Source organism: Yoonia sp. BS5-3 (genome assembly GCF_038069655.2).
Lineage (GTDB): Bacteria > Pseudomonadota > Alphaproteobacteria > Rhodobacterales > Rhodobacteraceae > Yoonia > Yoonia phaeophyticola.
The window spans coordinates 1,079,559-1,105,466 of record NZ_CP150951.2 but is presented as its reverse complement, the minus strand read 5'-3'; the positions used below and the strand labels follow the sequence as shown (position 1 = coordinate 1,105,466).

At 57.8% G+C, this 25,908-nt stretch carries 22 protein-coding genes and 1 pseudogene; 8 read left to right on the top strand and 15 right to left on the bottom strand.

The genetic code is table 11. The annotated features are described in order from the left end of the window. Position 1: 1 nt before the first annotated feature. Positions 2–619 (top strand): hypothetical protein, encoded by a 618-nt coding sequence (locus AABB29_RS05695; protein ID WP_341367857.1) that lies wholly within the window; start codon positions 2–4, stop codon positions 617–619. On the opposite strand, the gene AABB29_RS05690 is transcribed toward AABB29_RS05695, so the two are convergent. From AABB29_RS05690 to AABB29_RS05680, 3 genes are all read right to left on the bottom strand, one after another. Continuing rightward, entirely contained in the window at positions 616–1,074 is a 459-nt protein-coding gene (locus AABB29_RS05690) for an Lrp/AsnC family transcriptional regulator (RefSeq protein ID WP_341367858.1), read from the bottom strand. The two genes, AABB29_RS05695 and AABB29_RS05690, sit on opposite strands and share 4 nt — an antisense overlap. A gap of 235 nt (positions 1,075–1,309) precedes the next feature. Then, the gene (locus AABB29_RS05685) at positions 1,310–1,717 is read right to left on the bottom strand and encodes a hypothetical protein (RefSeq protein WP_341367859.1); all 408 of its coding nucleotides are present in this window, start codon (positions 1,715–1,717) and stop codon (positions 1,310–1,312) included. Further along, positions 1,718–2,065, bottom strand: a complete 348-nt coding sequence (locus AABB29_RS05680) for a hypothetical protein (RefSeq protein ID WP_341367860.1) — start codon at positions 2,063–2,065, stop codon at positions 1,718–1,720. A 92-nt stretch (positions 2,066–2,157) separates the two neighbouring features. On the opposite strand from AABB29_RS05680, the gene AABB29_RS05675 reads away from it, so the two are divergent. From AABB29_RS05675 to AABB29_RS05665, 3 genes are all read left to right on the top strand, one after another. Further along, positions 2,158–2,598: a helix-turn-helix domain-containing protein gene (locus AABB29_RS05675; protein WP_341367861.1), complete on the top strand. Its 441-nt coding sequence runs from the start codon at positions 2,158–2,160 to the stop codon at positions 2,596–2,598. A 441-nt stretch (positions 2,599–3,039) separates the two neighbouring features. Further along, positions 3,040–3,753 (top strand): outer membrane beta-barrel protein, encoded by a 714-nt coding sequence (locus AABB29_RS05670; protein WP_341367862.1) that lies wholly within the window; start codon positions 3,040–3,042, stop codon positions 3,751–3,753. A gap of 367 nt (positions 3,754–4,120) precedes the next feature. After that, entirely contained in the window at positions 4,121–5,410 is a 1,290-nt protein-coding gene (locus tag AABB29_RS05665; RefSeq protein ID WP_341367863.1) for an MFS transporter, read from the top strand. Between the two features lie 78 nt (positions 5,411–5,488). On the opposite strand, the gene AABB29_RS05660 is transcribed toward AABB29_RS05665, so the two are convergent. After that, positions 5,489–6,436, bottom strand: coding sequence for an L-threonylcarbamoyladenylate synthase (locus AABB29_RS05660; RefSeq protein ID WP_341367864.1), 948 nt, complete (start codon positions 6,434–6,436; stop codon positions 5,489–5,491). Between the two features lie 115 nt (positions 6,437–6,551). Between AABB29_RS05660 and AABB29_RS05655 the strand changes: the two genes are divergently transcribed. The 3 genes from AABB29_RS05655 to AABB29_RS05645 are packed head-to-tail and all read left to right on the top strand — an operon-like array spanning position 6,552 to position 10,053. Next, entirely contained in the window at positions 6,552–8,255 is a 1,704-nt protein-coding gene (locus AABB29_RS05655) for an acyl-CoA dehydrogenase (protein ID WP_341367865.1), read from the top strand. Next, entirely contained in the window at positions 8,239–9,018 is a 780-nt protein-coding gene (locus tag AABB29_RS05650) for a Stf0 family sulfotransferase (protein WP_341367866.1), read from the top strand. The genes AABB29_RS05655 and AABB29_RS05650 overlap by 17 nt, the downstream gene beginning before the upstream one ends. 9 nt (positions 9,019–9,027) lie before the next feature. Continuing rightward, positions 9,028–10,053 carry an MBL fold metallo-hydrolase gene (locus tag AABB29_RS05645; RefSeq protein ID WP_373636818.1) on the top strand — a complete coding sequence of 342 codons (1,026 nt, stop codon included), beginning with the start codon at positions 9,028–9,030 and terminating at the stop codon, positions 10,051–10,053. A gap of 16 nt (positions 10,054–10,069) precedes the next feature. On the opposite strand, the gene AABB29_RS05640 is transcribed toward AABB29_RS05645, so the two are convergent. The 11 genes and pseudogenes from AABB29_RS05640 to AABB29_RS05590 all read right to left on the bottom strand — a co-directional run bounded on the left by AABB29_RS05640 (position 10,070) and on the right by AABB29_RS05590 (position 24,592). Further along, positions 10,070–11,848: a hypothetical protein gene (locus AABB29_RS05640; RefSeq protein ID WP_341367867.1), complete on the bottom strand. Its 1,779-nt coding sequence runs from the start codon at positions 11,846–11,848 to the stop codon at positions 10,070–10,072. A gap of 57 nt (positions 11,849–11,905) precedes the next feature. Next, positions 11,906–12,883 (bottom strand): XdhC family protein, encoded by a 978-nt coding sequence (locus AABB29_RS05635; RefSeq protein WP_341367868.1) that lies wholly within the window; start codon positions 12,881–12,883, stop codon positions 11,906–11,908. Continuing rightward, positions 12,864–13,319 (bottom strand): carbon monoxide dehydrogenase subunit G, encoded by a 456-nt coding sequence (locus AABB29_RS05630; protein WP_341367869.1) that lies wholly within the window; start codon positions 13,317–13,319, stop codon positions 12,864–12,866. Before AABB29_RS05630 ends, AABB29_RS05635 begins: the two co-directional genes overlap by 20 nt. Positions 13,320–13,432: 113 nt before the next feature. Then, positions 13,433–14,233 (bottom strand): XdhC family protein, encoded by an 801-nt coding sequence (locus AABB29_RS05625; protein WP_341367870.1) that lies wholly within the window; start codon positions 14,231–14,233, stop codon positions 13,433–13,435. Then, positions 14,230–15,414, bottom strand: a complete 1,185-nt coding sequence (locus AABB29_RS05620; protein ID WP_341367871.1) for a VWA domain-containing protein — start codon at positions 15,412–15,414, stop codon at positions 14,230–14,232. The genes AABB29_RS05625 and AABB29_RS05620 overlap by 4 nt, the downstream gene beginning before the upstream one ends. After that, positions 15,411–16,286, bottom strand: a complete 876-nt coding sequence (locus AABB29_RS05615; protein ID WP_341367872.1) for a MoxR family ATPase — start codon at positions 16,284–16,286, stop codon at positions 15,411–15,413. Before AABB29_RS05615 ends, AABB29_RS05620 begins: the two co-directional genes overlap by 4 nt. Positions 16,287–16,378: 92 nt before the next feature. Further along, positions 16,379–18,805 carry an aerobic carbon-monoxide dehydrogenase large subunit gene (locus AABB29_RS05610; protein ID WP_341367873.1) on the bottom strand — a complete coding sequence of 809 codons (2,427 nt, stop codon included), beginning with the start codon at positions 18,803–18,805 and terminating at the stop codon, positions 16,379–16,381. Beyond that, positions 18,802–19,296: a (2Fe-2S)-binding protein gene (locus AABB29_RS05605; protein ID WP_341367874.1), complete on the bottom strand. Its 495-nt coding sequence runs from the start codon at positions 19,294–19,296 to the stop codon at positions 18,802–18,804. Before AABB29_RS05605 ends, AABB29_RS05610 begins: the two co-directional genes overlap by 4 nt. Positions 19,297–19,310: 14 nt before the next feature. After that, positions 19,311–20,165, bottom strand: coding sequence for a xanthine dehydrogenase family protein subunit M (locus tag AABB29_RS05600; protein WP_341367875.1), 855 nt, complete (start codon positions 20,163–20,165; stop codon positions 19,311–19,313). Positions 20,166–20,282: 117 nt separating this feature from the next. After that, a complete protein-coding gene (locus AABB29_RS05595) occupies positions 20,283–21,422 on the bottom strand; it encodes an MHYT domain-containing protein (protein ID WP_341367876.1) in 1,140 nt (379 codons plus the stop codon). A gap of 276 nt (positions 21,423–21,698) precedes the next feature. Then, positions 21,699–24,592 (bottom strand): annotated as a pseudogene (locus AABB29_RS05590) (Tn3 family transposase). Between the two features lie 120 nt (positions 24,593–24,712). On the opposite strand from AABB29_RS05590, the gene AABB29_RS05585 reads away from it, so the two are divergent. Beyond that, on the top strand, positions 24,713–25,324 hold the full coding sequence (locus tag AABB29_RS05585) for a recombinase family protein (RefSeq protein WP_341367877.1): 612 nt from the start codon (positions 24,713–24,715) through the stop codon (positions 25,322–25,324). Positions 25,325–25,908: the final 584 nt, after the last annotated feature.

Genomic DNA, 25,908 nt, shown 5'->3' with positions numbered 1-25,908 from the left:
CATGGGTTTACTGGATATCTTCAAACGGAAACCCAAGGCAGAGGCCCCTTCAACGCAGATCGACATTCTGCTGCGTGACACTGACAGTTTGGCCGCGACGGTTGAAACATTGCGTAACGCAGGTGCGGGCGATGCAGACATTCCTGTCACCCGCCCGGTTGTCGATGGGGTTGTCGAGGTTCTGGCGCTGAATGCGGGGCCGTCTTTTCAGCTGATGTCATCTGCCCATCTGGATCAACAGGGCCTGAGCTATGACGCCGCGCGCGACATCGCTATGGCCCGGCTGCGTGCTGCCGCAGCTGATCTGACGGTCGAGGGTGGCGGCGGCCGATATCGTGCCCGGTTTACACCCGACCTGGATCTATCAGCGTCGTTTTTGCTGACCACCGAGACCTGGTTGGACCTGGATGCGCTAGACGGGCCGCCTGTTTTCGCGGTCGGAACACGGGTTTCGATCCATGCATGCGGGGCGAATGATCCGGATTCCGTTGCGGGCATGAAAGAGATCGCCGCGGTCATGCATGCCGAAAGCGTCGCTGATCCGGTTGCAAATGGCAGACCGTTGACCCCCCAATTGCTGACCATCAAAGGCGGCGTGCTGGGCCCGTTCGACGCCTAGACAGGTAGCGCTGTGGTTTGTCTGACGGTGCGCAGCGCGAATGAAGACTGCATCTGCGCTACCCCGGGCAAGGTGGCCAGATATTTGCGGTGGATCCGCGCGAAATCTTCGGTATCGCCCGCCACGACTTTAAGCAGGTAATCCGCCGTGCCCGCCATCAGATGGCATTCCAGCACATCCGGGACCCGGGCGACGGCCTTTTCGAAGGCATCAAGTACCTCATCGGCCTGACCGCTGAGCGTAATTTCCACAAAAACCGTGGTTGGCCGCCCCATTTTGCGCGGATCAAGCAGCGCGACGTAATCACGGATATACCCGTCTTTTTCCAACCGCTGCACCCGCCTGTGACAGGCCGAGGCCGATAAATTGGCTTGCTCGGACAGGTCTGCATTCGAAATCCGCCCTTTTCGCTGCAAAACGGCCAAAATGCGGTAATCTATGCTGTCGAGTTCCATTTCGCGCGAAATCCTTTATCAAGACGCGCCCCCTGCGCATGATCTTACCAGTGCTTTTTCCCATGTACCAACGAAAAGACCCGCCAAGGGACGGGTCTTTGTTCAGATGTCTTTCTGAAAATTCTGTAGCCCTTGCCGCGCGCGAGGGTCGGTACGCCTTGATGTCTTGGCCAAATTTGGCGGAACAGTTCGTTTCATAAAAAGAAAGCGCAGGAACTGTCGGAATGGTCGTGAACTACGTCGCAGGCGATCCGCGATAGATCAGCCCGAGCAACACGCCAAAACCCGCGAATTGCACAAAGCTTGCCGAGGCTTCGACCATGATCCAGGCCGGGATTGATGGCGCCGCATATTTGGCCGGTTCCGCCAGAGCGATGTAGCTGCCCAGGAACAGGCCAAAGCAAGCGGCAACCGTCAAAGCCTGCATTATCGTGGCCCCGTTGGGCCAGAGGTTGATCATGACAAAGCTAATGATCAACGCCTGAATGATCATCACCGCAAAACCCATGGGTAAGATCGGATCGGGGCGCATGAAGCCAATATCTGCGAAATGCTTGGCATTGATGATGAAATGCGAAAGCCCCTGCACAGCAAAGGACACAACCATGAAGGCTAGCACGGTTAGGACAGTTTGCAGGGCCATTCACATACCCTCCGCCCGTTTCCACAGGGCCAGCGGTACGCCGCCCGGATCAGTGATGAATGTGGCGATCCCGGCTGGGCCTTGGATATTTTCGGCCAGAACCGTCGCCCCATTGTCTTGGGCCACGGCAACCGCATCGGCCAGCATGTCGATTTCAACATAAGGCACCCAACCTCTGATCCCTTCCATCGCGTCACATGTCGCCGCAAAGGGTTGGCCCTCGCCTTTGATCAAAAAGGTCATCAGGCCAATGTCATTCCGGGCCCATCCAAAGGTCTTGGTCAAAAATGCGGTCGTTTGGGCACGTTCAGACCCGATGTTGTCGAACCATACAAAACCAGTGCTCATCGTCATTCTCCATTTACTTGCTTTTTGCAAGTAAATTCGTATTGGCGGAACTTGTGAATTGCAAGTGAAATTTGATACGCTATATGAGACGCATGGCTAAGACAGTGAAAAAACCCTGGATCGGCTGCCCGGTGCGCTACGCGGCTGGCATCTTTGGCGATAAATGGAGCTTTGTTCTGCTGCGCGACGTCTTGTTGCATGGCAAACGCTATTATGGGGAATTCCTGAGCTCTGAAGAGGGGATCGCAACCAACGTATTGGCGACGCGTCTGCAAAAGCTTGAGGAAAGCGGCATGCTTGAACGCCACATCGATCCACGGAAGAAAAGCAAAGTCTGCTATATCCCCACAGCCAAGGCGCGCGCGCTCCTGCCCGCCTTTCTGGGCATGATGGTCTGGTCGACCGAATATGACGAAAACACCGAGGCGCCTGACAGCTTCGCACCTGCCTTTCGCGCGCATCCCAAAGAAACAATCGCCTGGTACGAAGCCGAAATCGATAGGGTCAACGCCGCGACCTTGGGCCAGGCCTAGCATCTTAGGATCAACGCCGAACGGTTTTCCCCGGGGCGCGCGGCCCTCGCGTCAGTCTGATATCCACCAAGCCGCCATGATAGATCAAATGATGCGAGGGTTTCCCATAAACCCGCTTTCTTGGCACTTGACGCGGTGACTTGGCTGCTGGCCGACGTCCGGTGGCAGCTTAGTGCCCAACTGTCCGCATCGAAGTGATGCGTCGAATGGCTGCTCCGCCGAAATAGCCGCCGAGCTTGGCAATGCTCGCACCAATGCCAAGCGTTGTTGATTCAGTCGCAGGCCAAGAAAGCCAATAAGTTACAGCGGGAACGTGGACGGGGCGCAGTTGCAAAAATGTGACACAATCCGGAGAAGTTTAGCGACACTGAGTTCCGGCACTACCTGCTTTTACGATTAGGATTACAGTTACTTGCCTATTACATTTATCGGAGAATTATTATGAATAGTCTGAAGAAAATTTCGCTGGTGACTGCGATCGTCGCATTTGCTTTTCCTGCGTCCGCAAACGACATTCTGCCGGCACCTGCTGTAGTTGCGCACGCTAGTGATTGGTCGGGCGCTTACGTAGGCGGCTCACTGGGTACAGCGACGCACTCCTCGTATTTCTGCGACGATGGGGCGGCGTTCGCATCCTGTTCCGATCCTGACAAAAGCAGCCTGCCAAATCCGGAAGCCGATGGCAGTCTCGTCGGTATAACTGCTGGCTATGATTGGCAGAACGGCAGCATCGTGTACGGCGTCGCAGGGGATCTGATGTTTGGGGACATTTCCGGTTCAGTTGGCAGCACAGCGGGATTCGGCTGCTTCGACGAAACGTGTGGTCTCGAAGTTACGAGCGTCACAATACTGCGCGGTCGGGCCGGATATGACATGGGTGATATTCTCCCTTTCGCAACTGCGGGCGTCGCTTTGACCGAAGTGAGCAGCTTTGACGAAAATGGATCTGGGTCGGAAGGTACTTTTCAGAATTTTGTGATTGGCGTCGGTGTAGACTACCGTATCTCTGACACGTTCACGATCGGAGCAGACGTTTTGCATCTATTGGAAAACGATGAGTTTATTGACCCAGACACCGCAGCTCAATGTAGCTATTGCGGCCTGACATCTCATTCAGCGACAATCGCGCGGATTAACTTCGCCTACCTGTTCTGAAGGGTAGCAGAACGGATTCTGACTTCAGATGAGGGGCGCTTTGAGCGCCCCTTTTTACTTTGTATCCTGAGTTGTTGATGGCTCCTTTTCGTGTAATAGGCGACGTCGCTTCGGTTAGGTCACTTAGGTCTGCTCAGAGCCCAATATTTCCCAATGCTGCGCTTCGATCCGACGGCAGCTTCGTCCCGCCCAGAAGACCTTGACGATCCTTCGAATAATGTCCGCTGAAGGGCTGCCCACTGACCTTGAGGCGTTGCGCGGCTTAGGTCGGCGGTCAGCCCATACACACCCTGCATGAATGCCTGTTTCAGCAGACATACCACAATGACCGTTGCACTTTGTTTCTTTGTCACTGAAGTTCGCGGATATGGTGTCTGACACATATGTACCCTTCGCAAAGCTGCCGGTTTCCGCGCGTCGGCATGTGTATCTTTTTCAAGGCCACCAATTTCTAGATCGTTTCGCTATGGGCGTGATCGTTGCCGTGACCGCTCTTGCCCTTCAAGGACGCGGCTTGGATGTTGCGCAGATTGGTGCGCTTTTTGCCATCTACGCCGCCGTTGCCATGATCGCTGAGCTGCCCTTTGGCGGCCTTGCAGATGGCGTGGGGCGCAAGCCGGTCTTTCTGATCGCGACGGTTGCAAGCCTGATGGCATACACTGTGTTCATAATATCCGGCGCGTTCTGGCCGCTTGCCGCGTCGTTCGGATTGGTCGGCTTGGGGCGTGCATTGCGGTCGGGAACGCTCGATGCCTGGTATGTCGAAGAACTGCATGTTCGCGCGCCCGGTGTCGAAATCCAGCCACTCCTCGCCCGTGCGCAGACAGCGAATTTCATAGGTCTGGGATGTGGCGCGATTATGGGCGGGTTCCTTCCTGGCCTCGCGTCCGGGAATGATCCTTCGGCCCCATTGATTGGCCGCACAGTCTATGACGTGTCATATGCTGCGGGCATTTTGCTCACGCTGGGCGTGATTGTGTACACGGTCTTTTTGGTCCGGGAACCGGCCCGCCCGATGAATGCTGCAGTTGTTCTGCGTGAGATACGCGCCGTCCCGCGCACGATCGGCGATGGTGCCCGGCTCGCGATCTCGCACCATGCGCTTTTTCTGCTTCTGGCGATCCTGACACTCATGCTGTTCGCCACCAATCCGGTCGAGGTGCTTTGGCCCACTGTGGTGCAAACGATGCTTGATCCCGAACGCGCGGCGGCCATCGTGGGGCTTTTGACTGCCGGATATTTTTTGGCGATTGCCGCGGGCGCGAGCCTTGCCGGACCGGTTGGTCGCCTGTTGAGACGCCGTCACGCGGTGACGCTCGCGGCGGTTCTTGCGGCGCTTATCCTTTGTCAAATTACGCTCGCCCTGCAGGCGTCTCTTTTGGGCTTTATCGTCGTATTCCTCATTTTTTCGGTCTTGCTGGGAATCTCCGAGTCACCTGCCGCAAGTATCCTGCATGCCCATGCGCCGGACAACCGCCGCTCTACCATCCTGTCGGTTCAGTCGCTTTTGAAACAGCTCGGTGCGATGATGGGCTTGCTTGTCCTTGGCGCGGTCGGCGAGACGCAAGGCGTGGGTGTCGCTTGGATCGCCGGGGCGCTCGGGCTTGCAGTTGCTGCTGCTCTTGCGGTGCTGCTGGCGCGGCAAATGAGACGTTAGTTCTGCGTTGACTGGGTGCATCGTGCCTGCGGCGCCGCGCGTACATACGCGGTATGTACGCATTCTGTACGCGATATGTCAGCGCGGCGCAGCGGCCCGCCTTAGCCGGTCGTTGATCGCCCGCCCTAGTCCTTCTTCCGGGATGGGCGAGACGGCGATCTTTTCTGCCCCAATCGCATCCAGCTTGTGCAGGCAGTCAAAAAGCCGCGCTGCGGCCTCGGTCAGATCGCCGGATGGGGACAGGTTCAGTGTCGCCTCAACCGGGCCAAACCCCAGTAAAACCTCATCCTTATGGATATCCACCGCGTTCAGACGCACAGTGCCCTTCGGCGCATAATGCGAGGCCAGCTGCCCCGGCGCGACCGGCGTTGCAGGGTCAGATGGGCGGCTGAGCGGCGCGCCAAGGCATGCCTCAAGCGCTTCAACCGGGATACCACCCGCGCGCAGCAGGCTGGGCTGTGCAACGCAGGAAACGATGGTTGATTCCAGCCCAACAGCGCACGCGCCGCCATCAATCAACCCATTGATCTTATGTGATAAACCATCCACCACATGCACCGCAGTGGTCGGGCTGACACGCCCCGACGGATTGGCCGATGGGGCTGCCACAGGCCCCGCAAAGGCACGCAGCAGCCCCTGCGCAACAGGATGATCCGGCACCCGGACGGCCAATGTCTGCAAACCTGCTGTCACCAGCTTTGATATCCCTGCATTCGGTTTCAGCGGCAGCACCAATGTCAGGGCGCCGGGCCAGAATGCACCCGCCAGCCGTTGGGCTTGATCATTGAAAACACAAAGATTTTCAGCTTCCTGCAAACTGGCCAGATGCACGATCAGCGGATTGAAACTAGGGCGGCCTTTAGCGGCATAGATACCGGCAACAGCCTTGTCATCGCGGGCGTCAGCCCCCAGCCCGTAGACCGTCTCAGTCGGAAAGGACACCAGCCCACCGGCCTGCAACAGCGCGGCGGCGCTGGCCAATCCGGCGGGGTCTGGCTGGAATATCTGGAACGGCGCTTTGGTCATGACGTGGCGTTTTGGTTGATGGGTCGCGGGGCTTGGGTAGATTGGACGCAAGTTTTAGATGCATAGACTCGCGCGCCAGATTTGCCAAGCGGTCGCGAAATTCGGAGATAAAACAATGCCTTATCGTGCGCCCACTGGCGATTATCGTTTCCTGATGGACCACGTCATCGGCTTTGAAGAGGTCGCAAAAACAGATCGCTTCGCCGAAAGTACCCCCGATATGGTTGATGCGATCCTGTCCGAGGCGGGGAAGATGTGCGACGATATCCTGGCCCCGCTGAACCGCAACGGCGATCTGCATCCGGCGCATCTGGAGAACGGGATCGTACGCACGTCGCCGGGCTTTGCAGATGGCTATAAAGCCATTGCCGAGGGCGGTTGGATCGGCATGTCAGCAGGGGCCGAGCATGGCGGCATGGGCCTGCCCATGACCTTGACGACCGCTGTCAATGAAATGATGGCCGGGGCGTGTTTGTCGCTGCAGTTGAACCCGCTGATGACCCAAGGCCAGATCGAAGCGCTTGAGCATCACGCCAGCGACGCGTTGAAGGAAACTTATTTGCCCAAGCTGATCTCGGGCGAATGGTGTGGCACGATGAACCTGACCGAGCCGCAGGCAGGGTCAGATGTGGGCGCGCTGCGCGCAAAGGCCGAGCCCAATGGCGACGGGACCTATGCGGTCACTGGCCAGAAGATTTATATCAGCTGGGGTGATAATGATTTCACCGAAAATGTCTGCCATCTGGTATTGGCACGCCTGCCGGACGGGGTACCTGGGACCAAAGGGATCAGTCTGTTCATGGTGCCGAAATACATCCCTGATTCAGAGGGCAATCCCGGCAAGCAAAACGATCTGCGCGTCGTCAGCCTGGAACATAAAATGGGTCTGCATGGCTCGCCCACGGCTGTGATGGAATATTCCGGCGCGCAGGGCTGGCTGGTGGGGCCGGAGCATGGCGGTATGGCCGCGATGTTCACCATGATGAACAACGCCCGGCTTGGGGTTGGCGTGCAGGGCATTGGCGCCGCCGAGGGCGCGTTGCAGCATGCCATCGCCTATGCGCAGGAACGCAAACAGGGCAAAGCGCCGGGTTCAGGTGCGATCATCGAACACGCCGATGTCCGCCGGATGCTGAGCACGATGAAGGCCGATGTTTTTGCGGCCCGGGCCATCGCGATGATGAACGCGGTTGCGATTGATATGACAACAGCCACCGGCGATGCGGGCTGGAAAGCGCGCGCCGCGTTCTTGACGCCGATTGGCAAAGCCTTCGGTACAGATGTGGGCATCGACGTGTCCAGCACGGGGGTGCAAGTCCATGGTGGCATGGGCTTTATCGAGGAAACCGGCGCCGCCCAATTCAGCCGCGACGTGCGGGTGACGGCCATTTACGAAGGCACCAACGGCATCCAGGCCATGGACCTTGTGGCGCGTAAATTGATGGACGGGGGCGAGGCCGCCTTTCGCCTTCTTGAAGAAATCGAGCAAGGCGCAGAAGCTGCCAAAGGCACTTATCCGGATCTGGCCGAAGCTGTCTGGCAGGCCGCCGAAACCTTGCGCGAGACAACCGAATGGCTGGTCGAACAAGATGATCTGACCCAACGGTTTGCCGGTGCCGTGCCCTATTTGCGGGCCTTTGCGCGGGTGCTGGGCGGGCATGCGCATCTAAGCGCGGCGATGGCCGGGGATGCTGTAAGGATCAAATTGGCGCGCTTTTACATCAAGCGGCTGCTGCCCGAACATGCCAGCCTTTTGGCGCATGTGCGTGAAGGGGCCGATGATTTGATGGCGATCAGCGCCGATGATCTTGCGGCCTGAACAGGGCTATCTGATTTGCACCATGCCGCGCAGTGGCAGCACGCTGCTATGTGATCTGCTCAGCCAAACCGGGGTGGCGGGCAAGCCGAATTCGTTCTTTCGGCCGCAATCCCTGGCGGATTTCGCGGCAGAGTGGGACGTTCCTGCGCCCAGTTTGGATGACTTTGACCAATCCTACATTGATGCGGCCCTAACCCATGGCAGCGCCAATACGGGGTGTTTCGGCATGCGGATCATGTGGCAGAACAATGTGCCTGATTTCATTCAACGGCTCGGGGTCCTCTTCCCCGCGGCCCAAACAGACCTTGATCGGTTGCAAGCTGCCTTCGGGCCCTTGAAGTTCATCCATCTCGCCCGCCGCGATCTGGTGGCCGAAGCCGTCTCTTACGTTATCGCTGATCAATCCGGGCTTTGGCATCGCAACGCGGATGGGTCCGAGCTGGAACGGACCCGACCGCCAGCTGAGCCTGACTATGATTTTGATGCAATCCACGCGATCTATGAAGAAGTCAGCGTCGGGCATGGCAATTGGAACAGCTGGTTCGACGGGCAAAACATCACGCCGCTGCAAGTGGCCTATGAAGACCTTGCGCAGGACCCGAACGACCAATTGCGCCGTGTTCTGCACTTCCTGGGCTGTGATGAGCGCAAGGCTGACGGCATCAGACCTGGCACAGCCCGCCTGAGCGATGCACGCAATGCCGATTGGGCCGCACGTTTTCGGGAAGAGGCCGGGCTTGCCCCCGCCGCGCCGGGCACGTAACCCGGTCCCATGATCACTTACCCCTGGGATACGCCCCCCGCCGAAGGCGCAATCATTGAAGTCGCCGAAGGCGTCCTTTGGATCAGACTTCCGCTGCCAATGGCACTGGACCATGTGAATGTCTATGCGCTGGATGACGGGGATGGCTGGACAATCATCGACACGGGCATGTCCTCCAAACGCACAAAAGCGATTTGGGAGGCCCTGCTGAGCGGCCCGCTCGCAGGAAAACCTGTCACCCGCACTGTCGTCACCCACCATCATCCTGACCATGTGGGCATGGCGGGATATTTTGTCGGTAAAGGGTCGGATTTACAGATGTCACGTACCGCCTGGCTGATGACCCGGATGCTGACACTGGATGAACAGGCCACCCCCCCACCCGAGACGATGACATTCTACAAACGCGCCGGCATGGACCCCGCCCTTCTGGCTAAACGTCAGGCCGAGCGACCGTTCAACTTCATCGATTGCGTTGATCCGCTGCCCCTTGGCTTCACCGGTTTGATCGAGGGCGGCACGATCCAGATGGGCGGCCGCACCTGGGACATCCGCATGGGCAATGGCCATGCGCCTGCACATGCCACCTTCTGGAGCCGGGACGACAATCTGGTGATCGGCGGCGACCAGCTGCTGCCCTCGATAAGCCCCAATCTGGGCGTCTACCCGACCGAGCCAGAGGCCGACCCGGTCGCCGAATGGCTGGAAAGCTGTGAGCGGTTTCAGGACTTCGCCCGTGAAGATCAGCTGGTTCTGGGTGGCCACAAACTGCCCTATAAGGGGCTGCCCCTGCGCTTGCGTCAGTTGATCGACAATCACCACAGCGCGCTGCGCCGTTTGTCAGAATTTCTGACCATACCCCAAAGCGCAACCGCGTGTTTTCCAGCGCTATTCAAGCGCAGCATTGGCGAAGGGGAATACGGGCTGGCCTTGGTTGAGGCCGTGGCCCATGTCAATCACCTCTACCTTGCGGGGCGCGCCACCCGGCACCTGAACGCGGATGGGGTGTGGGTTTATCAAACAGGGGGTGATTAACCGACCCCGCAGCGCCTTATTGGCCGTTCAAAACCGCATGTGCCCGCCCGAGCAGCACCTCAGCGACGGCATCGATATCGGGATCACCTTCGACCAATGTATCATACGCGTCGGCAGCCAGTGTTTCCAAGGCGCTGTCCGGTACTTTGAAAAATCCACCCGGTTCGGGGGTAAGTGTGATCTCTCTTTTGGTTTCGGCGGTGGCTGCAATAATCGTTGTCATGGTAAATCGCCGATTGGGGTCGAATTGTCTGATGCAATTTTCGCCAAATAACTGGAACAGGGCGGCTGTGTAGACCTCTCCGTTTGGGAAGAATGGCACATGGGTTCGCAAGTGATAAAGCGTTGACCCACCGGGTTTTTGCCAGGCTTCTACATAATCCTGACATGCGTCCAACTGTGATGGTACGGGCCGATAGCCCTGGGTTGCCATCGTGCTTTGCAACAATCGATCAAGGGTCCATTGGGTCGATATGATGATGGCTGGTTCGGATGTTTCCTGGACAGCGTCCATCAGCGCTGTGGCTTCATCCTCTGCCCTCTCAAAACCCTGTTGCCAGTGTCGCCAGCTATGCCCGTACCACACCCGTCCGGTCAGTGTCGGTACGGCATTTTCGGATTCAGGGCGGATGGCAGTGAAATCCGCGATGGGCGGCACGCCTGGAACGACCAGAAAAAGCAGCATCAACGCCAAAGGCAGTTTGCGCTGTTCCGGGTCGTTCGGATCGTGATCGCTGATGGGCAGCAGGATGTGGCGATCTATGGCCAACGCGATTGCGGGGGCAATCAGGGGAACAACCGTCATGAAGCCGCGCGGGTCGTAATACTTCCCAACAGTCACACCGTAGATCAAAACCGGGTAAATCAGCAAAAGCAAGAGCAGCAAATGGTTTGGCGCAAGCAATCCTTCTGATTGCGCGTCACGGCGCCGTTCGGCCAGTATCTTGTAGCCATACAAAATGGCGGGCAGACCCGCTCCGAATGCGAGCATCGCGGCCGCACTGTCGCGCAGAACTTTGATGCCAAATGAGAAATTACCACGTCTCCAAAGCGCGTCCGCTCCGGTCACAACATCGATGCGGTAGAACAGATTCACGACTTGCGGGTCGAGCAAAGCGGCAAGCCCGTGCATGGCCAGCACGCCTGCCGCCATCAGTCCCACCCGCAGCGCCGCGACACTGATCCGCGGTGCCCCAATCACCGCGATGCCGAAAAACAGGGGCAGCAAGAGAAGCTGGTCGAGCCTGCACAGTATCGCAATCGCCAAAAACATGCCCGCAGCAAAGATCGCAATGCCGCGTTTGGACCAGGTCACAAGGGCCAATCCCCATACCGCAAAGCTGAAGGCCGCCAGATTGTCATTGTGGAAAAACTGCACATCCAACATCAGCGGGATAAACAACAGTGCTGCGGTGCAGCCCAGCCAGGTCGCACCGGTCCACAACTTGGTTAGCACGATCAACCCGCTAAATGCGGCTGGCATCATGATCCACATCAGCAGATCATAGCCCGCGCCGGGCACAAGCGCCGACAGCGGCGCCATCAACCAGATTGTTCCAGGCCGCGAGACATAGAAATAGCGATAGGAAATGTCCCAAATCGGGTCTGTCGCGGACACATCCCGCCAGAGCAACGACATCGTCTCGGTCAGGTAGGTGAACCCTTCGACATGGGATCTGCTTAGCGTTGGCAGAAGAACCAGCGCTAAGATCACCAAAAGGCCAAGCCAAAGGGCTTTGTGCAAAACGGGGCTGAGATGCGGGACCGAAGTGGGGTTTGGAAGGTCAGAATTCATTACGCTGGCTTAGCAGAGCTATCCCAACAACCGCAATTTGTTTTGCCGCTGTGCCCGTCAATCAACCGTCGCTGTCGCAATCGTGTTGTCCGGTTGCATCTCAACCGCTTCGGGGAAGGCCGCGACGATTTCGGCCAATGTCGATACCGCGATTGAGGACGCATCCCGCAAAGACGGCACCAACCCGATCGGGCCGCGCAGCCGCTTCAGCGCCCTTTCGTCAATGCCCATATCGGCCAATGTCGCGCAGCGCATGGCATGGGTTCGTTGACTGCCCAAGCTGCCGATAAACCCGGCAGATGTATCAAGGGCCGCCTTTAGCAGGGATGGCTCCCAGTCGTGATCATGAAACAGGGTCAAAAAGGCACAATAGGCATCAATCCCGTCTAAGGGCGCAGGCCCGTCCGGCGTGGTCAGATGCACCGGATCAGCACTGGCCAGATGGCCAATCGCCGCGAGGTCTTCGGCCTCGGGCGATAGCAGGCGCAGATCATAGCCCGTCGCATGGGCAATTTGCGCAACCGAGCGAAAGATCGCACCGCGCCCTGCCAAAACCAGCCGGGTTTGCGGGGCATAGGTGAACCGCCGTGCCAGAGTGGCGCCGGTTTCATCGGTTCCTTGGAAATCCATGCTTATTGGTTTGCGGGCCAGAAATCCGCCATGGGCGGCGGTGATGGCCGCATGATCGGGGGCCGGGTCAATCAACACGGTCAGCGCCCCGCCGCAGGGCAGTTTCAGGTCGGCATAGCGCGACCCATCGCCATAGCGGATCAGCTTTTTCTGCCCCGTTTGCAAAGCATCCATGGCGTGAAGCTGAATATCGCGATCAATGCAGCCGTTTGACAGATAGCCGGTCATCAGGCCGGTTTGGTCAACCAATGCAAGCGATCCAACCGCCCGGGCCGCGCCGCCCTCAATCGCCAGCGATGTGATCAGCGCAAAGCGTTCAGAGGCCGCGATACACGCAGCCCCTTTTGCGACGATCTCTGACGCGTGTTCGGCATAGGCCAGCGTGTTAGGCAGTGGCGTCTTCATTGACCACATCAGCGAATGATTTAAAGAACTTCGCCGCCAGTTTCTTGGCCGTGCCCTGGATCAGACGGCTGCCGAGCTGGGCAAGCTTGCCACCGATTTCGGCCTTGGCCTCATATCGCAGGATGGTGCTGTCCGGACCATCCGCCGTCAATGTGACATCGGCCCCGCCCTTGGCATGGCCCGCCGCGCCGCCATTGCCTTGCCCTGTCAGCGAAAATGCATCGGGTGCCCCGGCGGTATCAAGCTGCACATCGCCGCTGAATTTCGCCTTCACTGGGCCGACTTTCAAAACGACCTTGGCCTCTAGGTCGGTATCCGAATGTTTGACCAGCTCTTCGCAGCCAGGGATGCATTGCTGCAGGATTTCCGGGTCATTGAGCGCGGCATAAACCTTTTCCTTGGGGGCGTTGATGACGATTTCGTCTGCGAGTTCCATTTGTTTTCCTTCTTAACAACAGGGGAATTTGATCGCTGCTAATTGTTCCGCCTGTTTGGGCGTTAGCATCAGTTTGCGGTGAATTCGTGCAATAGTCGACTTTAGTTTTTTCATCAGGTCGTCTCCGTTGCAGTGTCAGTTTGGGGGGCAGTCATGGCAGACCGGCGGGCCTGGACCAGTTCGGCCAGGATCGAAAGCGCGATTTCCTCGGGGGTGACCGCACCCAGATCAAGCCCGGCGGGGGCCTTAACCTGATCGATCAAGGGGCGGGCGATGCCTGCGGCCTCAAGCTTTGCCGCCAAGGTCGCAAATTTACGGGCGCTGCCAACGAAGGACGCATAGGTTGGGCGGCTGCCCAATGCGGATTTAAGCGCATCCAGATCGCCCTGGCCTTGGGTGGCGATCACGATAAAGCGTTGCTGGTGGGGTTTTTCAGCGCCGGGTGCTGCGGTGACCGCCCAATGAAATTGCGGGGCGAGCGCGACAAGCGCCTGTGCAACCGGCGAGCTGCCCATGACAGTCAGTTGCGGTAGCGGCAGGCAAGGTTCGATAAAGATATCGACCGTCCCGCGTGACGGGCAGCCATTGCGGGCAAAGCGCGTGCCATCAACCTCGTCCCCGGCGCTGACGCCTTTTTCGGCCAGCAAATCCTCGGGGGCGACTGAAATCAGTTGTGGTGCGCCATCTTGCAGGGCCTGCAATGCGGCCCGTTTGACCGCCCCGCGCGTGCAGCCGCCGCCCAGCCAGCCATGCAAGATCGTGCCATCAGCGCTAAGCAATGCCTTCGCGCCCGGCTTGGCTGCCGTAGCCCCTGCCGTGCGCACGATGGTCGCAAAGGCAAAGGGTTCATCCCGCGCGCGCAGTTCTTGCGCGGCCTCGGCCAAATCGGTGGACATGATCTCAGCCGGGGTCATAGCTGTGTCAGCTCCTGCTCAAGCGCGGCCAGATCGCCTAAGGTGTTGGCCGGTGCAAACAGATCAAGATGCGGAAGGGCCGCGGCCATGCCGGCCGCAACCGGCGCATAATCGGCCCACCCTTTTAGCGGGTTCAGCCAAATCACCTTGCAGCCGCGTTTGCGCAGTTTGGTCAGTGCCTTGCCAATCAGATCGGGCGCTTCGGTGTCATACCCATCTGACAAGATCAGCACGACGCTGCGCCCATCAACGAACCGTTTGGCATAGGTATCTGCAAAGCGCATCAGCGATGGCCCGATCTTTGAACCACCGCCAAACCCGTCAGCCATCAACGATAGGCGGCCAATGGCACGCATCGCATCCTTGTCGCGCAAAGCCTCGGTGATTCGCACCAGACGGGTGTGGAACAGATAGGCATCGGCCTGCATATCAGCGCGCATCAACCCGGCAAGAAACGCCAGAAAAACCTGCGCATACACGGTCATTGATCCCGACACATCGCAAAGCGCCACGATCTTGCGGGTCCGGTCCGGTCTGCGTTTTTTCATCAGGCGAAGCGGCTCGCCCCCTGTGGCCAGGCTGCTGCGGATGGTCTTGCGAAAGTGCAGCCGGTCGCCGCGGCGGGCGGCGATGCGGCGGCGCGACCGGGTGTCGCGCAGGGCTGCGCCGATCAGGCGGGCGACCTCTTCGGCCTTGGCGATTTCATCGGGGCGGACCATTTCACGCAGGTCCTTTTGGGCCATATTGCTTGTCTCAGATGCGATCAGCTTACCCGTTCCATCGCCCGCAGCATCGCTATCGCCCCGATCATCAGGCGCTGTGGCGCTGCCTGCGCTGCCCGCATCTTCGCCCTTGGCATCGCGCGAGGAATGAACATTGTCGCTGGGCGGCGCAGATTGGGTGGGCACCGTCTTTTGCTTTACCCGGCCCATATCCATCCAGAAACTGTCGAACAGGTCATCGAACCGTTCGGCCTCTTCCTTGCAGCCGGTGCACACAGCGCGCAGCGCGCGGCGGCTGTCATCGGGGCGGATGGCCTCAATTTGAGTCAATGCCGCCAAGGCAAGATCCGCCTCGGCGACACCCAGCCGCAACCCATTTTCGCGCAAATGGGCGATAAAACCAGTCATACGGGCGGCTGGACCAGGATCGCGGGCGGCAAATTTGGTGACGCGGCTCATGCGGCTTTGCCTGCAATGCGGCCTGCGACCTCGGGGGTGATACTGGCCTGGTCAGATTGGGTTTTCAAAAGCGTGGTCAGGGTCGATTGCAGGATGGCTGGGTCTTCGGTCAGGTCCGCAATTCCAAGGCCCATCAATGCAGCGGCGAAATCCAGCATCTCGGCGATGCCGGGGGTCTTTTCAAGTTCTTCCTCGCGTAGCTTTTGGACAAATCCGATGATTTGTGCGGCCAGCTGGGCCTCGATATCCGGGCAGCGCGCGTTCAGGATGGCCAGTTCAGTCGCGCGGTCTGGATAGGGCACATAGGTATAAAGACACCGGCGGCGCAGTGCATCCGACAGATCGCGGGTGCCGTTGGATGTCAGGATGACAATCGGGCGGGTGGTTGCGGTAATCGTGCCAAGCTCAGGAATAGAGACCTGAAAATCGGACAGGATTTCCAAGAGATAGGCCTCAAATTCTTCGTCAGCGCGGTCAATTTCATCAATCAGCAGAACCGGGGATACATCTTGGGTGATGGCGGCCAGCAAGGGGCGCTCCAGCAGGAAATCGCGCGAAAAGATGCGGTCTTCGACGGCTTTGCCCGTCTGCCCATCCTCTGCTGATGCGCGGATCGCTAGCAATTGGCGTTGGTAGTTCCATTCATAAATTGCCTGTGATGCGTCCAGACCTTCGTAGCATTGCAACCGTATCAATTGCGTGTCCTGGACCGCTGACAAGGTCCGGGCAATTTCGGTTTTGCCAACGCCAGCAGCCCCTTCCAGCAACAAGGGGCGGCCAAGGGACAAGGCCAGCTGCAATGCAACGGCTAAATCATCCGATGCAACATAGCCCTGGTCCGCCAGGTTTGTTTGAAGTGATTGGTAGGACATTTGGTATCTCGTGTCCCGGGCCTGACCCAGGACCTCTGGCAAAAGAAGAGAGTAAGAGGCCCCGGGGCAAGCCCGGGGCGCCGTGAGCGCGCTTAGTCGTGCAGACCCAGCCCATTCGCTGTTTTCCAAATCCGCCAATGATCATGCGGCATGTTCGTATGCGTGTTCCCAAAGGGGCGGAACGCATCCTGCACAGCATTTGAGAAACACGGCACACCGCCTACATGGGGGCTTTCGCCCACGCCCTTGGCGCCAATCGGATGATGCGGGGACGGGGTGACGGTGTAGTCGGTTTCGTAATTGGGCACTTCCCATGCGGTCGGCAGGAAGAAATCCATCAATGTGCCGGTCTTCACATTGCCCATATTATCATAGGCAATTTCCTGGCCCAACGCGACGGCTAGCGCCTCGGTCAGGCCACCATGGACCTGGCCTTCGATGATCATCGGGTTGATCCGCGTGCCGCAATCATCCAGCGCATAGAAGCGCCGAATATCAGTCACGCCGGTATCCACATCGATATCCATCACGCAGATATACGCCCCGAACGGATAGGTCATATTGGGCGGATCATAATAGCTGACCGCCTCTAGCCCTGGCTCGATCCCTGGGATCGCTTGGTTATAGGCGGCAAAAGCGACTTCTTTCATGGTCTTGAACCGCTCGGGCGCGCCTTTGACAACAAAGCGGTCGACATCAAATTCGACGTCATTGTCATGCACTTCCAACAGATAGGCCGCGATCATCTGCGCCTTGGCGCGGATTTTGCGCCCCGCCATGGCCGTGGCCGCCCCCGCTACAGGGGTTGAGCGAGAACCATAAGTCCCCAGACCGTAAGGTGCAGTGTCAGTATCACCTTCTTCGATGGTGATACTGTCCGCAGGCAGCCCGATTTCTGAGGCGAGGATCTGCGCAAAGGTTGTTGCGTGGCCCTGACCCTGGCTAATGGTGCCAAGCCGCGCAATCGCTGACCCTGTGGGGTGGATGCGAATTTCGCAGCTATCGAACATCCCCAGGCCCAGAATATCGCAATTCTTGACCGGGCCAGCCCCGACGATCTCGGTAAAGAATGATAGCCCGATGCCCATCAGCTTGCGGGTTTTCCCGGCCTTGAAATCCGCGACACGTTGCGCCTGCTCTGCGCGCAGCCCGTCATAGTCGACGGCCTTCAGCGCCTTGTCCCAAGCGGTGTGGTAATCGCCACTGTCATATTCCCAGCCAAGTGCGGCGGTATAGGGGAACTGTTCTTTCTTGATAAAGTTGATGCGGCGCAGCTCAGCAGCGTCCATGTCCAGCTTGATGGCCAAAACCTCAATCATCCGTTCGATGAAATAGACAGCCTCGGTCACGCGGAACGAACAGCGATAACTGACACCGCCAGGGGCCTTGTTGGTATAGACCCCATCCACCGCCAGATAGGCGGTCGGGATATCATATGACCCGGTACAGATATTCATAAACCCTGCCGGGAATTTTGTCGGATCGGCACAGGCATCAAAGCCGCCATGATCCGCCGTGACATGGCAATGAAGGCCGGTGATCTTCCCCTCTGGCGTAGCGCTGATCTTGCCTTTCATCCAATAGTCGCGGGCGAAGGCCGTGGTCATCAGATTGTCCATCCGGTCTTCGATCCATTTGACGGGTTTGCCGGTCACGATGGAGGCGACGACAGAACACACATAACCCGGATATGCACCGACCTTATTGCCGAAGCCCCCGCCGATGTCCGGGCTGATGACGCGGATGTTATGCTCTTCAAGACCTGAGATCAGCGAGACAATCGTGCGGATTGCATGCGGCGCCTGGAAGGTGCCCCATAGGGTCAGCTTGCCATTGACCTTGTCCATCGATGCCACACAGCCGCAGGTTTCCAGCGGGCAGGGATGGGTGCGATGATAATACATTTCCTCTTCGGCGACGATTTCGGCATTGGCGATGACCTCTTCTGTGGGGTCTTTGTCGCCTGCTTCCCAGGTGAAGATATGGTTTGGATGGTTGCGCGGCCCATGGGCGCCATCGGTTGGCTTGCCGTTTTCATCGACCGTATCTTCGCGCAAAACCACATCAGATTTCAGCGCTTCAAACGGATCGACGATGACGGACAGTTCCTCATATTCGACCTCGACCGCCTCCATCCCGTCGGCAGCGGCATACCGGTCTTCGGCGACAACAAATGCAACCTCTTGGCCCTGAAACAGGACCTTGCCATCAGCCAGGACCATTTGCTTGTCACCGGCCAAGGTGGGCATCCAATGCAGGCCAAGCGGTTCCAGATCAGCGGCGGTCAAAACGGCCAGCACGCCAGGCACCTCAAGGGCGGCAGCGGTATCAATATTCTTGATCCGGGCATGGGCATAGGGCGAGCGGACGAAATCGCCAAACAGCATCCCGTCCAGCTTGATGTCATCGACATAATTGCCCTTGCCTTGGGTAAAGCGGGCGTCTTCGACCCGCTTGCGCGAGCAGCCCATCCCCTTGAGGTTATCGATACGTTCGTCGCGAGTTACTTCGTCCTTCATTCTGCGGCCTCCTTCGCGGCTGACATTTCGGCGGCGGCGGCCTGAATGGATTTGATGATGTTCTGATACCCGGTACAGCGGCAGATATTGCCAGCCATGCCAAAGCGGATTTCTTCCTCGGTCGGGTTGGGGTTCTCTTCAAGCAACTTGGTGGCCCGGGTGATCATGCCCGGCGTGCAATAGCCGCATTGCAGGCCGTGATGTTCCTTGAACGCAGCCTGCAGCGGGTGCAGGTCGTCGGGGCCGCCGATCCCTTCGATTGTGGTGATCTCTTTCCCATCCGCTTGGGCGGCAAACATGGTGCAGGATTTGACCGATTTGCCATCAATCGTCACCGTGCAGGCCCCGCAATGCGAGGTTTCGCAGCCAATATGCGGGCCAGTGATATTCAGCCGCTCACGCAGGGTGTAGATCAGCAATTCGCGCGGTTCGGCGAGGAATTCCTCGTCCTTGCCGTTCACATTCAACTTAATATGCATCTTATTCGACATCTTTGTCTCCTCCCTCAGGCCCGCGACCAGGCGCGTGTGATCGCGCGGCGCAGGATCACGCCAGCGACATGGCTTTTGAATGCGGCGGGGCCGCGATTATCCTCAACCGGATCAATATCGGCCAGCATCGCGGCAACAGCGGCGCTGAGCGCGGGCTCATCCACGGGTGTGCCGACAAGGGCGGCGGCGGCCGCTTGGGAATGGATTGGTGTATCGCTTAGATTGGTCATCGCGATTGAGGCACTGGCACAGGCGCCCCCATCCTTGGTGATCTGAACAGCGGCTGCAGCGGTGGCATAGTCACCGATTTTGCGCTTTTGCTTTTCATAGGCATAGCCGCCGGTGGGAGCAGGGATGGTCACCCCTGTCAGCACTTCTTCGTCTTCGCGCTCGGTCATATAGGCGGCCTCGTAAAAGTCGCGGGCCGCGACATCACGGGTCCCGTCAGGACCGATCAAATGGAAGGTCGCATCAAGACATTGCATCAAGCCGGGCATGTCGTTGCCCGGATCGCCATTGGCCACATTGCCGCCGACGGTCCCCATATAACGGACCTGCGGATCGGCGATTTGCAGGGCGGCTTCGCGCAAGATCGGGGCGCTTTCGGTCAAGCCCGCATGGTCAATAATCTGGGCCTGCGTGACCATCGCACCGATACGGATCATGTCCCCATCCAAGGCGATATCAGACAGACCGCCCACATCTTGCAGGTCGATCAGATGCGGCACGTCGGCCATGCGCAGCTTCATCATCGGGATCAGGCTGTGGCCGCCCGCCATAACACGGGCATCATCGCCGTGTTCTTCAAGCAAGGATAGGACACCGGCCATGTCCTTGGGTCTGTAATATTCAAAGGCCGCTGGAATCATCGGCTCTCCTCCCTAAAAAAGCGATTGATCTGGCTAAGGGATAGGTGAGCATGCAACGGCATACTTTGACTTTAGAAAATCAATGAAAGACTGGGTTTTTGCACGAAATGCGCGTGCTCATGCACGAGTTGCGCCATCCTGGTTTGCAAGTGCATCCTGAGTCGCCCGCAGCTTGGTGCGGCTGACCGGGGCCGGGGGCAGGTCAGGTGCGTCAAAGACACAGCGCCCCTTATCCTTGCTGCGCTCAAACCGAGCGACGCGGCCAGGATTGACCAGATAACTGCGATGGGTCTGCAGAAAACCGGCAGGAAGCAAGCGGCGGGTGGCTTCGGTGATGGGCCACACACAGAAGAGGCGCTCACTTTCAGTATAGACTTGGGAATAGTGCCCATCCGCGCGCAGAAACAGCACATCACCGGCACGTACAAAGACCTTTGCGCCATCCCTTTCGCAAGGAACCTGCGGGGCCACAGGGGCAAGTGTTTGCGGCGGTGTTGGTGCCGGATCGGGTTCGGGTTTGGGGGCATCGGCGGGCTGATCTACCGGCGGGACCAGATAGGTTACGCTGACCCAAAGACAGGCGCCAAAAATCACAAAGCTGAAAAAGATGACGCCAAGGGCCAGGGTCTCATTGCTCATTGAGGGGCCAAACTCCGCCAAATCTGGCTCGGCGACAAAGGCGGTGCCAGCCATCGCCAGAAAATGCACCGAGCAAACCGCAGTCGCAAAGCAAAACGTGCCCAAAACGATATTGCGATTGGTGCGGTGCCCATAGGCAATCCAAAAGGCAAGCATGCATAGGCCGATGGCCACAATGGATGAAAAGATGACGCCCAGGGGGGTATAGATCGCGCGGCAAAGCTCAAGCCCGGCCATGCCGATATAGTGCATGACCAGCACGCCGACCCCGACGATTGCGCCCGCAAGCATGATGATCTTTGGTGTACGTTCGGCAAAATGCAAAAGGATCAGGGCCGCGCCCACCAACAAGATCGCCGACAAGGCAGATACCAGCGTGATTGCGGCGTCATAGTAGAACAGAATCGGCAATTGCAGGCCCAGCATGGCTACAAAATGCATCGCCCAGATACCGCCGCCCAGCGCCACCGACGACAGGGCAATCGCAGCCTTTTTCTGGAACATCGGCTTTGCGGATAGATCGCGGGTCAATGACAATCCGGTAAAGCCAGCGACAAGCGCGACCAGGCAGGACATTACGATCAAGAAAGCGCTATGGGTAAAGGGTAACAGTTCCATCGGCTTGAAGATGGCTAAAATTCGGGCGCTTTGCAAACATTCCTGTAAGCAAAATGGATGGGGCAGATATCACCGGTTGGCCGCACAATTGATATGAAAGCTTTTTCCGATGTGGAGCGTTAGGGCCCTCTACGACAATGACGCATCGAAACACCCAATACTTCGCGGGGTTCGGTCGGTCGCGGCCAAAAAGGCAATCAGTGGCATATAACATCGCGCGATGTCACGATTTGGGGGTAGATTCCGGCTGAGTGCAGAATAGTACGTTAAGGCCGGTCACGGTCGGTTTTTCCACCTGTATTCGCCTGTGAGCAGGATATGCGCCCATCCGAGGGGTGAGATGTGCGACAGAAGGGCGGGTGAGCAGTCGAGGCTGGATTGGCTTCTTGCAGCGACAGCATGGCCGAGGTGCTTTGTATTTCAGTAAATGATGATCGCTGCGAGCAGATTTAGCCCCGCCATGCGGTAGTGCTGGCCTTCGGCCGTGCGGTCCCGGATTTCGCCCTGACGACCGATGCGCAGCGCGTTTTTCAAAGCATGATGCGCCTCTCCTTTGTTCAGACCGATCTGGGCGCGACGTTGCATATCAGCGTCGAGCAGCCAGTCAATGATGAACAGCGTCCGTTCGATCCGCCCGATTTCGCGCAGGGCTACGGCTAACTCATGCTGACGGGGGTAGGCCGCGAATTTCTTCAGCAACTGACTGGGCGGCATGATGCCCGCAGCCATGGTGGCCACGGCGCGCAAGATGTCTGGCCAGTTTTCAGCAATGAGCTTTTCTCTGATTTTGCCACCGATCAGCCCCCGCAATTCCTTCGGAGCTGACGCGGGATCAAAGAGGTAGAGCCGCTTCGATGGTAGGTCCCGGATACGGGGAATGAAACGATAGGACAGCAATGCGGTGACAGCAAACACATGATCCGTGAAGCCGCCTGTATCGGCGTATTGTTCTTTGATTTTCCGACCTGTCTCATCCATCAGCAACCCGTCCAGGATATAAGGTGCTTCATTGACGGTAGCCGGGATGTTCTGGGTGGCAAACGGCCCAAACTGATCCGAGACATGGGTATAGGCTTTCAGGCCAGGTTCGGAGCCAAATTTTGCGTTGATGAGGTTCATTGCCTCGCCGTGACGTGCGGCGGGAAAGAACTGCCCGTCGCTTGATGCTGTGACACCGCCGCCCCAATGCACTGCCATTGGCAATCTGGATTGTGCGTCGATGACTATGGCCAATGCCCGGTTGATGGCATCGCTTTCGATATGCCACCGCGAGAGGCGCGATAGCTGAAAGAAATCGTGTGTATTTGTCGCCTCAGCCATTTTGCTCAAGCCAAGATTCACGCCTTCAGCCAGCAAGACGTTCAGCAAGCTGATACGATCCTTGCAGGGCGAGCCCGTTCGCAGATGCAGGAAGGCATCGGTAAAACCTATCTCGTCATCGACTTCTAACAGGAGATCCGTAATGCGAACGGCTGGTAGTCGGTTATAGAGATCAAGCACGAGCGAGTCGGCTTCTTCTGGGACTGCGGAACTCAACCGATCAATTTTCAGAACACCATTTTCAATTGATCCGCCGGGGGTTGCGCCAATTCGGGCGGCTTTGGCGAGGCGTTCAAGTCCATCGGCCAAGCGAACTTTGCGATCAGAAAGCCAAGATTCCGGGTTGAAAGGCACAGTCAGTCTGGGTGTAGCTTTCGCCGCTTCAATTGGTACCAACGCTTTTTTCAGGTCTACGTAGCGCCGAGAGTGCACCAGCCAGATATCGCCGGACCGAAAGGCGTCACGCAGGTGGAAAAGAACTGCGACCTCCCACAGCCGATGGTCGTTTTCGTTCCCTGCATTGAAGTGACGATGTCATTTTGATCCACGTCGCAGGAAGTTATTGGACCGATGGCCATCTTTGTGGTCCCGTTCAATGACTGTAGCGGCAGCCATGAGCGGCTCGGCTACAGCTGCCGCATGGATGTCGAGCGCGCGCAGCATACGTGGGGCATATCGCCGAAAGCGATGATAGCCCTGCACCACATGAGCGAGCGGGTCGGCGGACATAGTATCCGTCAATTCTGCGGCAGTCGCGACAAGGCCTTCCAGATGCGACCAGCCACAAGCCGTTTCGGTCGCCACATCAAGTGAGGCCTGATCCTCTTTTGCTTCCAGCAGGGCGGCTCCCAAGTTCTTGAACGATTTCAGTGTGTCATGAAGCGTGAGCTTCGCGTCAGCAATCCTCGCGTCGCATATTTTCTTTGCCTCCCGCCAAGTCTTCCCAACAATCCGGTCATGGGTTTCCACAAGCGCATCCGAAATGGCCGCATGCCATTCCACAGCGCAAATGGTGAGGATTACCAGCCGCCGGTCTCCGCTGATATCCCGTAGCCCATCCGCAAAGTATCGTTCTCCTTGTCGGCGCAATCGCGTGACACGATGAGGTGGGATGTCCCTTAGCAATTCTGGACAAAGCCCCAGACCGTGCAGGAACTCCAGGCGATCAATGAGGCGGGCCGCGCCCGCTGAGTTATTGCCGACCTCGAACTGCCTGAGCCAGACAAATCGGCTGACGGTACCACCGACCAGTTCTGTCAGCAGGCCATCGAGGCGGTCTCTCTCCACATTGGTAAGCCGATCTGCAATACGGGCTTCTATTCGGCGCTCGGCGGCGACAAGGGCATCTGCACACAACCGCTCGATAACCGACACGCCGGGCAGAATGGTCTGGGTGCGCCGGCATTGCTCAATAAATCCTTGTGCCAATTCTTTGTTCGAACCGCCAGTCTCGGCCGCTTGTTCAAGCCAGGCTCGCAGATCACGCGCACCGCGGCCGGAAAACATCTTGTAACCAAATACAGATCGAAGCTCGATAAGATGTGTGCGGCGCGTTTCGGCGCGATGCGCATAGTCGACCAGATCATCTGGATTAAGACCAAGCTGAGCAGCCAGAAACATTGTCAGTGGCTCGGGGATTGTTTCTCCCGGCGCCAACAACCGCCCTGGGTAACGCAGCGCACATAGCTGCAGCGCAAAGCCAAACTGATTGCGCGCGCGGCGGCGGGTCCGGATGATTTCTCCAGATCTTCATCAGACAGGATGTAGTGTTGTAGGATTGTGGCTTCGTCAGTCGGTAGATCAAAAAGATCAGAGCGCTGCCGCTCTGTCAGAATAGTGCGATGCGTCATGTTTCTTTTGCTTTCAAGGGAGTGATTGGGTACCGTTGAATAAGAAACTGATTATGTAACAGCTTATGTGGCTATCACGATGGAAGTTCAAACCATTCCTCAAACGACCGTTTGTGAAATATGCTGATCGGCTATGCGCGGGTTTCGAAAGCGGACGGTAGCCAATCGCTCGATTTGCAATGGGATGCACTGATCGCGGCAGGTGTCGCAGAGGACCAGATCTATTCTGATCTGGCATCAGGCAAAAAAGATGACCGGCTCGGCTTGGAATCCTGCCTAAAAGCGTTGCGGAAAGGCGATGTGCTGGTCGTGTGGAAACTCGACCGCATGGGCCGCAGCCTCCATCACCTTGTCAAAACTGTCAGCTTATTGTCCGAGCGGGGCGTTGGTCTCAAGGTGCTGACCGGACAAGGCGCGCAGATCGACACCACAACGGCGGCAGGCCGTCTTTCATTTGGCATCTTTGCCGCCTTGGCTGAGTTTGAAAGCGAACTGATCCGGGAACGCACCATGGCGGGGCTACAAGCGGCCCGTGCTAGAGGGCGCAAGGGCGGACGGAAATTTGCACTGACGAAAGCGCAAGTTCGCATGGCGCAGGCCGCAATGGCCAATCGTGACACCTCTGTTTCCGAACTATGCAAAGAGCTCGGTATCCGCCCCGTCACACTCTACCGATACGTGGATCCAAAAGGGAATTTGCGCGACTATGGGACGCGGGTACTGAAGGCTTGATCTGCCTGGCACTGGCATCTCCGCCAAAAAAAGTGCGGCAACTCTGCAGATCACCCATCTCCGATGGCAAAGCTTCCTGACGGGTAGGCTTGATAACATGTTCGTCGCGAAAGTGGCCGCAGGATGGTTTCATTATGCTGAGATGACAGATCGGTCCCTGTTGGGCATGCCGGGATATCCACGAAACGGTAATTCTTCTGCGCCATGCATTGCGCGTATGCTCGTGATCGCAAACCGGCATTGGCATCCGTTGATGTCGTTTGGCCACCATAAGTCTGCCCGCCGGTGGTATTGCAAATGGTCTGTGTGCCAACCTGATTGCAGTATGTCTGGGTTGGTGTCGTATAGCTGGGCGATGTTTGAACCACGATATTTTGCGGTACCCTCTGGGCGGCCTCAATCTCGCAATTTGTCTTGTCGCGATCTATTGCAGCCCACCCAACACCAGCTTTGTAAGCAAAGCCCCGCAGAGGCTGCCCAGCTTTGTAATTGTCGTAGAATGTCGGCGCGGACATACAGGCCGACACAGTCAAAACGGATATCAGCGCCGCGGATTTGTTCTGAAGCTCAATTTCATTTCTCGT

Excerpts from the sequence above, each read along its gene's own strand:
- AABB29_RS05650 (WP_341367866.1), top strand. The coding sequence starts at position 8,239 with ATGATCTTGCGGCCTGAACAGGGCTATCTGATTTGCACCATGCCGCGC.
- AABB29_RS05695 (WP_341367857.1), top strand. The coding sequence starts at position 2 with ATGGGTTTACTGGATATCTTCAAACGGAAACCCAAGGCAGAGGCCCCT.
- AABB29_RS05680 (WP_341367860.1), bottom strand. The coding sequence starts at position 2,065 with ATGAGCACTGGTTTTGTATGGTTCGACAACATCGGGTCTGAACGTGCC.
- AABB29_RS05585 (WP_341367877.1), top strand. The coding sequence starts at position 24,713 with ATGCTGATCGGCTATGCGCGGGTTTCGAAAGCGGACGGTAGCCAATCG.
- AABB29_RS05655 (WP_341367865.1), top strand. The coding sequence starts at position 6,552 with ATGCCTTATCGTGCGCCCACTGGCGATTATCGTTTCCTGATGGACCAC.
- AABB29_RS05660 (WP_341367864.1), bottom strand. The coding sequence starts at position 6,436 with ATGACCAAAGCGCCGTTCCAGATATTCCAGCCAGACCCCGCCGGATTG.
- AABB29_RS05645 (WP_373636818.1), top strand. The coding sequence starts at position 9,028 with ATGATCACTTACCCCTGGGATACGCCCCCCGCCGAAGGCGCAATCATT.
- AABB29_RS05610 (WP_341367873.1), bottom strand. The coding sequence starts at position 18,805 with ATGAAGGACGAAGTAACTCGCGACGAACGTATCGATAACCTCAAGGGG.
- AABB29_RS05605 (WP_341367874.1), bottom strand. The coding sequence starts at position 19,296 with ATGTCGAATAAGATGCATATTAAGTTGAATGTGAACGGCAAGGACGAG.
- AABB29_RS05635 (WP_341367868.1), bottom strand. The coding sequence starts at position 12,883 with ATGAAGACGCCACTGCCTAACACGCTGGCCTATGCCGAACACGCGTCA.
- AABB29_RS05600 (WP_341367875.1), bottom strand. The coding sequence starts at position 20,165 with ATGATTCCAGCGGCCTTTGAATATTACAGACCCAAGGACATGGCCGGT.
- AABB29_RS05640 (WP_341367867.1), bottom strand. The coding sequence starts at position 11,848 with ATGAATTCTGACCTTCCAAACCCCACTTCGGTCCCGCATCTCAGCCCC.
- AABB29_RS05625 (WP_341367870.1), bottom strand. The coding sequence starts at position 14,233 with ATGACCCCGGCTGAGATCATGTCCACCGATTTGGCCGAGGCCGCGCAA.
- AABB29_RS05665 (WP_341367863.1), top strand. The coding sequence starts at position 4,121 with ATGGTGTCTGACACATATGTACCCTTCGCAAAGCTGCCGGTTTCCGCG.
- AABB29_RS05690 (WP_341367858.1), bottom strand. The coding sequence starts at position 1,074 with ATGGAACTCGACAGCATAGATTACCGCATTTTGGCCGTTTTGCAGCGA.
- AABB29_RS05595 (WP_341367876.1), bottom strand. The coding sequence starts at position 21,422 with ATGGAACTGTTACCCTTTACCCATAGCGCTTTCTTGATCGTAATGTCC.
- AABB29_RS05685 (WP_341367859.1), bottom strand. The coding sequence starts at position 1,717 with ATGGCCCTGCAAACTGTCCTAACCGTGCTAGCCTTCATGGTTGTGTCC.
- AABB29_RS05670 (WP_341367862.1), top strand. The coding sequence starts at position 3,040 with ATGAATAGTCTGAAGAAAATTTCGCTGGTGACTGCGATCGTCGCATTT.
- AABB29_RS05675 (WP_341367861.1), top strand. The coding sequence starts at position 2,158 with ATGGCTAAGACAGTGAAAAAACCCTGGATCGGCTGCCCGGTGCGCTAC.
- AABB29_RS05615 (WP_341367872.1), bottom strand. The coding sequence starts at position 16,286 with ATGTCCTACCAATCACTTCAAACAAACCTGGCGGACCAGGGCTATGTT.
- AABB29_RS05620 (WP_341367871.1), bottom strand. The coding sequence starts at position 15,414 with ATGAGCCGCGTCACCAAATTTGCCGCCCGCGATCCTGGTCCAGCCGCC.
- AABB29_RS05630 (WP_341367869.1), bottom strand. The coding sequence starts at position 13,319 with ATGGAACTCGCAGACGAAATCGTCATCAACGCCCCCAAGGAAAAGGTT.